Here is a 12,892-nt window from a genome sequence, read left to right as displayed (position 1 = left end):
ACATGTGTGGCATCGCAGGCACGTACCGATGGCCGGACGGGAAGGTCGTGACCGACCTGCTCACCGATACCCTCGCCCACCGCGGTCCGGACGGGGCGGGCCGGTACAGCCACCCCGTCGGTGACGGCGAAGTGCACCTGGGGCACCGCCGGCTGGCCATCATCGACCTGTCCGAGACCGGCGCCCAGCCGATGGTCTCGGACGGCCTCGTCCTGACGTACAACGGCGAGCTGTACAACGCGCCCGAGCTGCGTGCCGAACTGGCGGCCGCCGGGGTGCGCTTCCGCGGCACCTCCGACACCGAGGTGCTGCTGGAGGCCTGGCGGCGCTGGGGCACGGACTGCCTGCCCCGGCTGCGCGGCATGTTCGCGTTCGGGATCTTCGACGAGCGGACCGGTGAGCTGGTGCTCGCCCGCGACCAGCTCGGCATCAAGCCGCTCTTCCTGGTCCGGCGTGGTGAGGGCCTGGTGTTCGCCTCCGAGCTCAAGGCGCTGGCCGCCGCCACCGGCGGGTCGCTGGAGGTGGACCACGCGGCGCTGGTGGCCTCGCTGCTGTACTACTGGGTGCCCGACTCCCGGTGCGCGTTCCGCGAAGCGGAGAAGCTGCCGCCGGGGAGCTGGCTGCGGTGCCGGCCCGACGGCCGGGTGGAGCGCGGCCGGTTCTGGCACCTGCGGGACGTCGCCGCCGAGGGCCGGGAGCGGGCCAGGGCCGGCGAACTGCCGGATCTCGCCGCCATCGTCGAGGAGTCGACCCGACGCCACCTGCTCTCCGACGTCCCCGTGGCGACCTTCCTCTCCGGCGGACTGGACTCCAGCTACCTGACCGCACTGGCAGCCCGCGACCATCCCGGGATCTCCGCCTACACGATCGGGTTCCGCGCCGAGGACGCCAGGTTCGAGGCGATGCCGGACGACCTCCGCTACGCCCGGCAGGTGGCCGAGCGGTTCGGCGTGGACCTGCACGAGATCGAGATCGCCCCGGACGTGCTCGACCTGCTGCCGCGGATGACGTACCACCTGGACGAGCCGATCGGGGACCCGGCCGCGATCAACACCTTCCTGATCTGCTCGGCCGCCCGGGAGGCCGGGGTCAAGGTGCTGCTCTCGGGGATGGGTGCCGACGAGTTGTTCGCCGGTTACCGCAAGCACCTGGCCAACCAGCTCGCGCTGCGCTACCAGCGCATCCCGCGGCCCCTGCGGCGCGGCCTGTCCGCGACCGTGGACCGGCTGCCGGTCGCCACGGCGCGCCGGGGGTTGCGGTCGGTGCGGTTCGCGAAGCGGTTCCTCTCCTTCGCCGATCTGCCGGAGGAGACGGCGTTCCGACGCAGCTACACCATGTACGACCAGGAGGAACTGCTCGCCCTGGTCAATCCGGACCTGGCCGGGACGGTCGAGGACGTGCTGACCGAGCACGCGGACGTCTACCAGGACAACGACCTCGACGACTTCGTCAACCGCATGTGCCTGGGCGACGCCCGGATGTTCCTGCCGGGCCTGAACCTCGCCTACACCGACCGCTCCAGCATGGCCGCCTCCACCGAGGTACGGGTGCCGTACGTGGACGTCGAGGTGGTCAAGGCCGCGTTCACCTTCCCCGGCGACCGCAAGATCGTCGGCCGGCAAGGCAAGGCCGTCCTCAAGGAGGCGGCCACCTCGATCCTGCCCCGGGAGATCGTGTACCGGCCCAAGGGCCTGTTCAGCGCCCCGCTGCGCGCCTGGATGAGCCGGGACCTGGCCCCGCTGGTGCGCGAGGTGATCAACGACGGGGAACTCGTGCGGTCCGGGTTCCTGCGCCGCGACGCGCTGGCGCGGCTCGTCGCCGAGGACGCCGCCGGGCAGCAGGACTTCTCCAAGCACCTTTGGCACGTGCTGACCCTGGAGTACTGGTACCGCGGCGCGACCAAGGCATAGCGCCTACATTCCGGCGCAGAAGCAACGGGCTCAGAAGCGAGGGGACTTCCGGTGAAACAGGTAGTGCAGAACTACAAGAGCGGCGAGCTGTCGGTGCTGGAGGTTCCGGTGCCGGGGTGCAAGCCGGGCGGGGTGCTGGTGCGCAGCGTCTACTCGCTGATCTCCACCGGCACCGAGATGATGAAGGTGTCCGAGGCCGGGATGTCGATGGTGGGCAAGGCCCGCTCGCGCCCGGACCAGGTGGCCAAGGTCATGCAGAGCGTGGCCACCAACGGGCTGCCCGCCACCTACCGCAAGGTGATGGGCAAGCTGGACTCCTACACGCCGCTGGGCTACTCACTGTGCGGGGTGGTCGAGCAGGTCGGCGCGGGGATCGACGACGTGAAGGTCGGCGACCTGGTGGCCTGCGCGGGCAACGAGCACGCGCTGCACGCCGAGTTGAACTGGGTGCCCAGGAACCTCTACACGCCGGTGCCGGACTGCCTCGCGCCGGACCACGCCTCCTTCGGCACCGTCGGCTCGATCGCCCTGCAGGGCGTGCGCCAGGGCGAGCCGCAGCTCGGCGAGGTGGCCCTGGTCATCGGCCTCGGGCTGATCGGCCAGCTGGTGGTGCAGCTGCTCACCGCCGCCGGGGTGCGCGTCGTCGGGGCCGACCCCGACCCCTCGCGCTGCGAACTGGCCGAGAGCCTGGGCGCGGCGGCCTGCGGCGACCCCGGCTCGGCGGCCGTGGAGAACGCCGTCATGGAGCTGACCGACGGTCACGGCGTGGACCAGGTGTACCTGGCCGCCGGCGGCGGCAGCAACCAGCCCGTGGAGCTGGCCGCCCACCTGGCCCGGGACCGGGGCCGGGTCGTCGACATCGGAAAGTGCCGCCTGGACCTGCCCTGGAACGCGTACTACGAGAAGGAGCTCGACGTCCGGTTCTCCCGCTCGTACGGCCCCGGGCGCTACGACCCGGAGTACGAGCTGGAGGGGCGCGACTACCCGATCGGGTACGTGCGCTGGACGGAGCGCCGCAACCTGGCCTGCTTCCTGGACCTGATGGCGCGCGGCCGGGTCGACGTCGGCCCGCTGATCTCCCACGTCGCGGACTTCGAGGACGCCGTGGAGACGTACCGGCGCCTGAAGGACGGGGAGTTGAAGGCCGTCACGGCGCTGTTCCGCTACCCCTCGCCCTCGGCCGAGGTGAAGCCGCTGGCCCCGAGGATCACCGTGCCCGAGGTGAAGCGCACCCGCGTCTCCGCCCCGGCCCGTACGGGCAACTCCCCGGTACGGCTGGCGTTCGTCGGCGCGGGCAACTACGCGACCTCGATGCTGCTGCCGCACCTCGTCCAGCGCCAGGGCGTCACGCTGTCCACGGTGGTCACCACCACCGCGCTCTCGGCGGCCAACGCCCAGCGCAAGTTCGGCTTCGCCCAGGCGACCACCGACCTGGACGCCGTCCTCGGCGACAGGTCCATCGACGCGGTGTTCGTGGTCACCCGCCACAGCTCCCACGCCGACCTGACCCGCAAGGCGCTGCTCGCGGGCAAGACCGTCTTCGTCGAGAAGCCGCTCGCCCTGACCGAGGAGGAACTCGCCTCCGTACTCGCCACGGTGGAGGAGTCCGGCAACGACCGCCTCCAGGTGGGCTTCAACCGCCGCTTCGCGCCGCTGCTGCGCGAGGCCAAGGCCCACCTCGGCGCCCGTACCGGCCCGGCGAGCCTGCGCTACCTGGTCAACGCGGGCCGGCTGCAGCACGGCAGCTGGTACCTCCAGCAGGGCACCGAGGGCTCGCGGTTCGAGGGCGAGGGCGGGCACTTCATCGACACGGCGAGCTGGCTGCTGGGCGCCGACCCGGTCTCGGTGTACGCCGTCGCCCCCTCCGGCAACGAGGACCTCCAGGTCGTGCTGCGCTACCCGGACGGCTCCACCGCCACCATCAGCTACGTCACCTCCGGCGCGCCTGGCTTCCCCAAGGAGACGCTGGACCTCCTCGCGGACGGCAAGGTGCTCAAGCTGGACGACTTCGTCCGCGCCTCGGTGTATTTCGCAAGCACAGCCGGCCGCAAGCGGTGGGTCAGCTCCCGGTTGCCCAAGGCCCGGGACAAGGGCCAGTCCAACGAGCTGGCCTCGTTCATCAAGGCCGTGCGTACCGGCGGGCCGATGCCGGTGCCGCTGGAGTCGCTGGTCGCGACCACAGCGGCCACCCTGGCCGTGCAGGCGAGCCTGGCGGGCGGCGCACCAGTGACCCTGGCGAGGTCCCTGTGACCATGAGCCCGGGGTGGTACCTGCGGCGGCTGTCCGCGATGGGCCCCCAGGAGGTCGTCGGCCGGGTCGGCGACACGCTGCGCCGCCGGCGCTGGCGCACCGCGCCCCCGCCGCCCTGCCCCCTGGTGCTGGACGCCCGGTTCACCGCCGTCCTGCCCGCCGGGGCGATCGCCGCGGTACCGGCGGACGCCGCGAAACGCCTCGTCGCCGAGGCGGACCGGCTGATGGACGGGCACGCCGAGTTCTTCGGGGTGGAGCGCGACGACCTGGCCGCCCCGGACTGGTGGCTCGACCCGAAGACCGGGCGCCGGGCCACGGCCGGCTACGCCTTCGACGTGCCCTACCGGGACGAGGACACGGTCGGTGACATCAAGCAGATCTGGGAGCCCTCCCGCCACCAGTACCTGACCGTGCTCGCCACCGCCTACGCGATCACCGGCAACGAGCGCTACGCCGAGCGGGTGGCCGCGCACCTGCGCTCCTGGTGGACGGTCAACCCGCCGCTGGAGGGCGTGCACTGGATCAGCGGCATCGAGCTGGGCATCCGGCTGCTGTCCTGGGTGTGGATCCGCCGGCTGCTCGACGGCTGGCCGGGCGCGGCCGCCCTGTTCGAGGGCAACCCGGTGGCGCTGGACCAGATCTGGCACCACCAGCGCTGGCTGGCCGCCTTCCCCAGCCGGGGGTCTTCGGCGAACAACCACGTCATCGCCGAGGCGGCCGGGCAGTTCGCCGCGGCCTGCGCGTTCGACTGGTTCCCCTCCTCCGAGCGCTGGCGCTCGGACGCGCTGCGCTCGCTGGAGCGGCACATGCGCGCCAACACCTTCCTCTCCGGCCTCAACCGCGAGCTGGCCACCGAGTACCACGGGCTCGTCCTGGAGCTCGGCCTGGCCGCGGTGGCCGAGGCGGACGCAGCCGACGTACCCGTCCCCGCGACCGTCCGGCTGGTGCTGCTGCGGATGACCGACGCGCTCGCGGCCGTCGTGGACAACCGGCTGCGGCCGCCGCGCCAGGGGGACGCGGACGACGGGCACGGTCTGATCGTGGACGGCGCGGGCACCGACCGCTGGGCCTCGCTGCTGGCCACCGGCGCCGCCGTGTTCGGTCGCCTTCCCTGGTGGCCGGAGGTGACCGGCACCGATGCGCGCACCCCGCTGCTGGCCGCGCTCATCCGGCCGTACGGGACGAACGCCAGCGCCGACAACGGCAGCGTGACCCGCCCGGCGAGCCGGCCGGTCCACTTCCCCGACGCGGGGATGAGCATCCTGCGCGCCGGGGAGGAGATCTGGTGCCGCTGCGACGGCGGCCCGCACGGGTTCCTCTCCATCGCCGCGCACGGCCACGCGGACGCGCTGTCCGTGGAGGTCCGCCACGACGGGGTCGACGTGCTCGCCGACCCGGGGACGTACTGCTACCACGGACAGCCCGAGTGGCGGCGGTACTTCCGCTCCACCCTGGGCCACAACACCCTGGAGCTGGACGGCGAGGACCAGTCCGTCTCCGGCGGCCCGTTCCTGTGGATCAAGCACGCCCGCACCCGCGTCCTGGTCGCGGACACCTCCGACCCGACCGTGGCCCGCTGGTGCGCCGAGCACGACGGCTACCAGCCCTCGGTGCACCGCCGCCGGGTGGAGCTGACCGCCGCGAGCCGGGAGCTGCGAATCGTCGACGAGGTGCACGGCCCGGGCGGCGCCGTACGCCTGGCCTTCCACCTCGGCCCGGCGATCACCGCGGAGCTGGCGGGCAACCGCGCCGTGCTGACCTGGACCCGCGACGGCGAGGACCGCTCCGCGGTACTCGACCTGCCCGGGCAGCTGACCTGGCAGGCGCACCGCGGCGAGAGCGAGCCGCCGCTGGGCTGGTACTCCGCCGGTTTCGGACGCAAGGAACCCGCCACCACGCTGGTCGGCACCGGCTTCGCCGACGACGCGCAGGGGTTCATCACCGTGCTCGGGTTCCGGGGCTAGGGGGGGAGGGTGGGGATCAAGAGGCGGCACTGGGGGGCGCTGGCGGTCCTGCTGCTGGCGACCGGCTGCACGAGCGGTTCGGACGCCCGGCCGGAGCCGACCGCCACGCCGTCCGGGGCCGTGACCGCGGCCCGGGTGTGCGCCGGCCCCGAGGCCGGGCCGGCGAACGCACCGGCGGGCGCGGTGACGGTCGACCCGGCGGTGGTCGGTGACCTGGCCGCGAAGACCAGGAGCAGCCCCCCGAACACCACGTTCTGGCTCCAACCGGGGACGCACACGCTCGACTCGGACCGGTACGCCCAGGTCGTCCCCAAGGAGGGGGACAGCTACCTCGGCGCGCCGGGCGCGGTGCTCGACGGCCGGAAGACCAACGAGTACGCGTTCAGCGGTAGCGCCGCCGGCGTCACCATCCGCTACCTGACCGTGCAGGGTTTCGTCGCGCCGCAGAACGAGGGCGTGGTCAACCACGACTCGGCCGACGGGTGGGTGATCGAGCACGCGACGATCCAGAACAACTCCGGCGCCGGGCTGATGGCCGGTGCCCGTCAACGGGTCCGCGCCAACTGCCTGCGCGGCAACGGCCAGTACGGCATCAACGCGTACAAGTCCGGTGCCCCCGTCAGCGATCTGCTGGTCGAGGGCAACGAGATCACGGCCAACGACACCGACCAGTGGGAGCAGCGGCAGCCGGGCTGCGGCTGCACCGGGGGCGTCAAGTTCTGGGCCGTCAACGGCGCCGACGTACGCGGCAACTGGGTGCACGACAACCGCGGACCCGGGTTGTGGGCGGACACCAACAACAACGACTTCCGCATCGAGGACAACGTACTGGAGGCCAACGACGGCGCCGCGCTGATCTACGAGACCAGCTACAACGCGGTCATCCGGAACAACACGATCCGGCGGAACGACTGGGTCGAGGGCCGCAATGCCGCCGACCGCGGCGACAACTTCCCGTACGCGACCGTCTACCTGTCCGAGTCCGGCGGCGAACCACGGATCCCGGCCCGCACGGACAGGATCGAGATCTACCGGAACGTGCTGGAGGACAACTGGTCCGGAATCACCCTGTGGGAGAACGCCGACCGGTTCTGCAACAGCCCGGCCAACACCTCGTCGGGTGACTGCACCTTGCTGGTGAAGAAGACCGACAGCTGCGCCCAGCCGGCGATCGCCACCCCGCCGCTCTACTCCGACTGCCGGTGGAAGACCCAGCGGGTGGACATCCACGACAACCGCTTCACGCTGGACCCGTCCGTCGTCGGGTGCACGGTCAAGTGCGGCCGCATGGCGCTCCTGGCCAACTACGGCACCTATCCGGACTGGTCGCCGTACAAGGGCGAACCGGTCGCCGAGGCGATCACCGGCAAACAGCAGAACCGCTGGCACGACAACGCCTACCTCGGACCATGGAGCTTCGTCGCCCACGACCCGAGCCGGGCGCTCGACTTCGGGCAGTGGCGGGGCACGCCGTACCAGCAGGACGCGGGCAGCACCTTCCAGCCACAGGCCGGTGGTTGAGATGGCCCGGGACCTCACGCACACCGGCACCCCGAAGACCGTCGAGCTGGTCTGGGGGCTGCTGATCCTCAACACGCTCGGCTCCGCCGGGGCGCGGACCATCATCCCGCTGCCCCGTTCCCTCATCCAGATGGCCACCATGGGCGCGCTGGTCTCCGCGTTCGCGCTGGCGCTCGTCCTCAATCTCCGGCTGCGTGTCCGGGCCAGCGCCTTCCTGTTCCTGCTCACCCTGATGCTGGTGCTGAGCGTGGTCTCCAGCGCGAACCTGCAGTCCGGGTTCGGCGCGCTGTTCCGCTGCTTCCGGCTGGCGCTCTTCGTCGGCACGCTGTGGCTGCTCAGCCGCTGGTGGGACGGCAGCCAGACGTTCGTCCGGTACCACATCCGGATGTACTTCGCGGTGCTCGCGACGGTGGCCGCCGGCCTGGTCGTCTCACCGGGCGCGGCCATGCCCGACCTCTACGGCGGTCGGCTGGTCGGCGCGCTGTGGCCGCTCACCCCGCCGCAGATCGGACAGTACGCCGCGGTGATCATCGGACTCACCGTGCTGCTCCTCCTGGACCGCCGGACCACCGGGGTCAGTGCGGCGGCGGTCATCGTGCCGTCACTCGTCCTGCTCGCGTTGACCCACACCCGGACGGCCACGCTCGGCCTGATCATCGGCCTGGCGTTGGCGATCGGCTCGCTCATCCTGACCAGCGCCGCCGCCCGCCGGTTCTTCGCCTGGGCGGTGCTGTGCGCCACCGTGGCCGCGGTGGGCCTGAGTTCGCTGCTCCAGGCGTGGTTCCTGCGCGGACAGACCCAGGAGAACTTCTCCAACCTCACCGGTCGGGCCAAGGTCTGGGACGCCCTGCTGGCAGCGCCCCGGACGACCACGGAGCAGCTGTTCGGCATGGGCCTGGGCGACAAGTCGTTCGGCGGGCTGCCGATCGACAACAGCTGGCTGGCCGTCTACAACGAACAGGGTCTGGCCGGCGTCACCATCGTGGCGGCGGTCTTCGTCGTGCTGGGCGGCGTCGCCCTGCTGCGGCCGCCCTCACCGGCCAGGGCCTGCGCGATCTTCCTGATCAGCTACTGCGCGATCGCCTCGTACACCGAGGCCGGGCTGGGCGACGCCTCGCCGTACCTGCTCCACCTGACCGTGGCCGCCTCGCTGCTGGCGGCACCTGCCGCGGCCGCGCCCCTCTCGGCCCCTGCAGTCCCCCGACGCCGCACACCGCATTGGGCCCAGAGATCGGAGGGAACCTGAGCATGCACGTCCTCGTGGTGCACAACCGCTACAACTCGGCGCAGCCGAGCGGGGAGAACAAGGTCGTCGACCAGGAGGTGGAGCTGCTGCGCGAGGCCGGCCACCGGGTCGAGGTGTTCGAGCGGCGCAGCGACGACATCGCCGCCCGGTCCCTGCTCGGCAAGGCCGCGGTGCCGCTGCTGGTGCCGTGGAACCCGGCGGTCCGCGCGGAGCTCGCCGCCCGGCTGCGCACCGAGCGGCCGGACGTGGTGCACGTCCACAACGTCTTCCCACTCCTGTCGCCCGCGGTGCTGGCCGCCTGCGCCGACGCCGACGTGCCCGCCGTCGCCACACTGCACAACTACACCCAGGTCTGCCCGCCGGGCACGCTGCAACGGGACGGCCGGCCGTGCACCGAGTGCGTCGGGGGCTCGCCGCTGCCCGCCGTCCGGCACGGCTGCTACCGCGGCTCCCGGCTGGCGACGGTGCCGCTCGCGGTCAGCCTGGCGGTCAACCGGCGGCGGTGGTGGTCCGGAGTGGAGCGGTTCTTCTGCATCTCCGCGGCCCAGCGCGACGTCCTGTCGCGGGCCGGCCTGCCGGCCGAGCGGCTCGCGGTGAAGCACAACTTCGTGCCCGACCCCGGCACCCGCCGGACGGGCGCGGGCGAGCACCTGCTCTACCTCGGCCGGCTCGCGGAGGCCAAGGGCGTGCGGCTGCTCATGGCCGCGTGGGACGAGATCGCCGCGGACGGCGGTGTGGGCGTGCCGCTCGTGGTCGCCGGCGCGGGGCCGCTGGAGCGGGAGGTGACCGCCTGGGCGGCGGGCCGGGACGACGTGCGGTACGTCGGCCTGTACGACCAGGACCAGTGCCGGCAGGCCGTCGCGCGGTCGGTCGCCGTGGTGGCCCCCTCGACGTGGCTGGAGGCGTTCGGCCTGGTGGTCGTGGAGGCGATGGCGGCCGGGGTCCCGGCCGTCGCCGCCGGTCACGGCGCCTTCGTCGAACTCGTCGAGGACGGGGTGACCGGGCTGCTGCACCAGCCGGGCGAGGCGGCCTCGCTCGCGTCCTGCATCCGCCGGATCACGGCCGCGCCGGAGCGCAACCGGGAGATGGGCCGGGCGGCCCGGCACCGCTACGAACAGGGCTTCAGCCCGGCCGTCGGGCTGGAGCGCCTGGTGGAGGGGTACCGCACCGCGATCGCGGTGCGGTCCGGCGGCGCGAACGGCGCGTCGCCGGTAGGGAACGGAAACGCTGGCTCGCGGCGGGGCACCCGCGCGAGCAGGATTGGGGGCAGTCAATGACACGATGCCGACTCTGCGGCTCGGCGGCGATGGGCAGCGTCGTCGATCTGGGGGCGACCCCGCCGTGCGAGAGCTTTCTCGCCGCTGACCAACTGGACCGGCCGGAGCCGGCGTACCCGCTGCACCTGCGGGTCTGCACCGACTGCTGGCTCGCGCAGATCCCTCCGCTGATCACGCCGGAGGAGACGTTCACGCAGTACGCGTACTTCTCCTCCTACTCGACCTCCTGGGTGGAGCACGCCCGCACGTTCGTCGCCGACGCCGTCCAGCGGCTGGGCCTCGGCCCCGACGCCTTCGTGGTCGAGGTCGCGAGCAACGACGGGTACCTGCTCAGGCACGTGGTGGACCGGGGGATCCGCTGCCTGGGCATCGAACCGTCGGTGAACGTCGGCGCCGCGGCGCGGGAGGCGGGCGTGCCCACGCTCACGGCGTTCCTGGACCCGGACACCGGCTCGTCCGTCCGCGCCGAGCACGGCCCGGCGGACCTGGTCGTGGCCAACAACGTGTACGCGCACATCCCCGACGTGGTCGGGTTCACCCGGGGGCTGCGCGCCCTGGTGTCCGACGACGGCTGGGTCTCCATCGAGGTGCAGCACCTGCTGACCCTGATCGAGGAGAACCAGTACGACACGATCTACCACGAGCACTTCCAGTACTACACGGTCGCGTCCGCGATCCGGGCGCTGGCGAGCGGCGGACTCACGCTCGTGGACGTCGAGTTGCTGCCCACCCACGGAGGCTCCATCCGGCTGTGGGCCCGGCCGACCGAGGCGGCCGGCGAGCCGAGCCGGCGGGTGGCCGACGTGCTGGACCGGGAGAAGGCCGCCGGGCTCCAGGAGCTGTCCGGGTACACGGAGTTCTCCGCCCGGGTGGCCAAGGTGCGCCGGGACCTCCTGCGGTTCCTCATCGACGCGGCCGAGCGCGGCGAGACGGTCGTCGGCTACGGCGCCCCGGGCAAGGGCAACACCCTGCTCAACCACTGCGGCATCCGGCCCGACCTGCTCCCGTACACGGTCGACCGGAACCCCTACAAGCACGGCCGGTTCACCCCGGGCACCCGCATCCCGATCCTGCCGCCCGAGCAGATCAGCACCGACAAGCCGGACTACGTCCTCGTCCTCCCGTGGAACCTGCGGGCCGAGCTGGTCGAGCAGTTGTCCTTCGTGCACGAGTGGGGCGGCCGACTGGTCTTCCCCATCCCGGAACTGAGCATTGTCGAGGTCAAGGCATGAAGGTCGTCCTGTTCTGCGGCGGTTACGGGCTGCGGATGCGCAGCGGATCCTCCGACGACGTGCCCAAGCCGATGGCGATGGTCGGCCCGCGGCCGCTGATCTGGCACGTCATGCGCTACTACGCGTACTACGGGCACACGGAGTTCATCCTGTGCCTCGGGTACGGGGCCCGGCACATCAAGGACTTCTTCCTCAACTACGAGGAGACGACGTCCAACGACTTCATCCTGCGGGGCGGGCAGACCGAGCTGTTGTCCACCGACATATCCTCCTGGACGATCACGTTCGCGCAGACCGGCATCGAGTCGCCGATCGGCGAGCGGCTGCGCCGGGTGCGCCACCACCTCGACGGCGACGAGATGTTCCTCGCCAACTACGCCGACGTGCTCACCGACGCCCCGCTGCCGGAGATGATCGAGCGGTTCTCCCGGCGCGACGCCGGGGCGTCGATGATGGTGGTGCCGCCGCAGTCCTCCTTCCACTGCGTGGAGTTGGGCGAGGACAACCTGGTGGGGGGCATCACCGCGGTGAGCGACATGCCGCTGTGGGAGAACGGCGGCTACTTCGTGCTCCGCCAGGAGGTGTTCGACCACATCCCGGAGAACGGGGACCTGGTCGCCGACGGATGTGCGGGGCTGGCCAAGCACGGCCGGCTGGTGGCCCACCAGCACCGCGGCTTCTGGAAGCCGACCGACACCGTGAAGGAACGGGCCGCGCTCGACGCCGCCTACGCCCGGGGCGACCGCCCGTGGGCCGTGTGGGAACGGGACGGCGCCGGGGCCGGCGCGACCGGCGGCGGGGTGAGGAGCGCGTGATCCGGCTCGGAGCAGGCGACCTGGACCGGATCGTCGCGGTGGGGGCGCACTGCGACGACATCGCCATCGGCGCCGGCGGCACCCTGCTGACGATGTGCCTCGCGCGGCCGGGTCTGCGCGTCGACGCGCTGGTGCTCTCCGGCGGCGGCAGCGAGCGGGAGCAGGAGGAGCAGGCCGCGCTCGCCGCCTTCTGCCCGGGCGCCGACCTGCGCCTGACCGTGCTCAAACTGCCGGACGGCCGGCTGCCCGCGCACTGGGACGAGGCCAAGGCCGCGGTCGAGGAGCTGCGCGCGCGGACCGAGCCGGAGCTGGTCCTCGCCCCGCGCACGGAGGACGCCCACCAGGACCACCGCGGCCTGGCGCAGCTGATGACCACCGCGTTCCGCGACCACCTCGTACTCGGCTACGAGATCGTCAAGTGGGACGCCGACCTCGGCCGTCCGACGGCCTACCAGCCGCTGACGGACGAGACCGCCGAACAGAAGGTGCGGCTGCTGCAGGAGCACTACGCCTCGCAGCGGCACCGGCCCTGGTACGACCGGGAGGCCTTCCTCGGGTTGGCGCGGATCCGCGGCATCGAATGCCACGCGCGCTACGCCGAGGCGTTCGCCGTCACCAAACTCACTCTCCATCTGGGCACTCTCACTCTGGGCACTCTCACTCTGGGGGACTGAACC

9 protein-coding genes are annotated in these 12,892 nt (G+C 72.2%); all 9 read left to right on the top strand.

Features of this window, described 5'->3' with window-relative positions; translation table 11 throughout:
• Positions 1–2 precede the first annotated feature (2 nt).
• The 9 genes from asnB to ACIRYZ_RS28100 are packed head-to-tail and all read left to right on the top strand — an operon-like array spanning position 3 to position 12,889.
• Positions 3–1,910 carry an asparagine synthase (glutamine-hydrolyzing) gene (gene asnB, locus ACIRYZ_RS28140; protein WP_402949266.1) on the top strand — a complete coding sequence of 636 codons (1,908 nt, stop codon included), beginning with the start codon at positions 3–5 and terminating at the stop codon, positions 1,908–1,910.
• Between the two features lie 51 nt (positions 1,911–1,961).
• Entirely contained in the window at positions 1,962–4,160 is a 2,199-nt protein-coding gene (locus ACIRYZ_RS28135) for a bi-domain-containing oxidoreductase (protein ID WP_402949263.1), read from the top strand.
• Positions 4,157–6,124, top strand: a complete 1,968-nt coding sequence (locus tag ACIRYZ_RS28130) for an alginate lyase family protein (RefSeq protein ID WP_402949261.1) — start codon at positions 4,157–4,159, stop codon at positions 6,122–6,124. The genes ACIRYZ_RS28135 and ACIRYZ_RS28130 overlap by 4 nt, the downstream gene beginning before the upstream one ends.
• A gap of 9 nt (positions 6,125–6,133) precedes the next feature.
• Positions 6,134–7,645, top strand: a complete 1,512-nt coding sequence (locus ACIRYZ_RS28125; RefSeq protein WP_402949258.1) for a right-handed parallel beta-helix repeat-containing protein — start codon at positions 6,134–6,136, stop codon at positions 7,643–7,645.
• Position 7,646: 1 nt separating this feature from the next.
• A complete protein-coding gene (locus tag ACIRYZ_RS28120) occupies positions 7,647–8,891 on the top strand; it encodes an O-antigen ligase domain-containing protein (RefSeq protein WP_402949255.1) in 1,245 nt (414 codons plus the stop codon).
• A gap of 2 nt (positions 8,892–8,893) precedes the next feature.
• Complete coding sequence (locus ACIRYZ_RS28115; RefSeq protein WP_402949252.1) at positions 8,894–10,168, top strand: glycosyltransferase; 1,275 nt, start codon at positions 8,894–8,896, stop codon at positions 10,166–10,168.
• Entirely contained in the window at positions 10,165–11,400 is a 1,236-nt protein-coding gene (locus ACIRYZ_RS28110) for a methyltransferase domain-containing protein (RefSeq protein ID WP_402949249.1), read from the top strand. Before ACIRYZ_RS28115 ends, ACIRYZ_RS28110 begins: the two co-directional genes overlap by 4 nt.
• On the top strand, positions 11,397–12,215 hold the full coding sequence (locus ACIRYZ_RS28105) for a glucose-1-phosphate cytidylyltransferase (protein WP_402949247.1): 819 nt from the start codon (positions 11,397–11,399) through the stop codon (positions 12,213–12,215). Before ACIRYZ_RS28110 ends, ACIRYZ_RS28105 begins: the two co-directional genes overlap by 4 nt.
• Entirely contained in the window at positions 12,212–12,889 is a 678-nt protein-coding gene (locus tag ACIRYZ_RS28100) for a PIG-L deacetylase family protein (RefSeq protein ID WP_402949244.1), read from the top strand. Before ACIRYZ_RS28105 ends, ACIRYZ_RS28100 begins: the two co-directional genes overlap by 4 nt.
• Positions 12,890–12,892: the final 3 nt, after the last annotated feature.

The sequence above is a fragment of the Kitasatospora sp. NPDC101155 genome (assembly GCF_044768305.1).
Lineage (GTDB): Bacteria > Actinomycetota > Actinomycetes > Streptomycetales > Streptomycetaceae > Kitasatospora.
Note: the sequence above shows the minus strand (reverse complement) of the source record. Positions and strands in the feature narration are given on the sequence as shown.

Excerpts from the sequence above, each read along its gene's own strand:
- ACIRYZ_RS28120 (WP_402949255.1), top strand. The coding sequence starts at position 7,647 with ATGGCCCGGGACCTCACGCACACCGGCACCCCGAAGACCGTCGAGCTG.
- ACIRYZ_RS28110 (WP_402949249.1), top strand. The coding sequence starts at position 10,165 with ATGACACGATGCCGACTCTGCGGCTCGGCGGCGATGGGCAGCGTCGTC.
- asnB (WP_402949266.1), top strand. The coding sequence starts at position 3 with ATGTGTGGCATCGCAGGCACGTACCGATGGCCGGACGGGAAGGTCGTG.
- ACIRYZ_RS28115 (WP_402949252.1), top strand. The coding sequence starts at position 8,894 with ATGCACGTCCTCGTGGTGCACAACCGCTACAACTCGGCGCAGCCGAGC.
- ACIRYZ_RS28105 (WP_402949247.1), top strand. The coding sequence starts at position 11,397 with ATGAAGGTCGTCCTGTTCTGCGGCGGTTACGGGCTGCGGATGCGCAGC.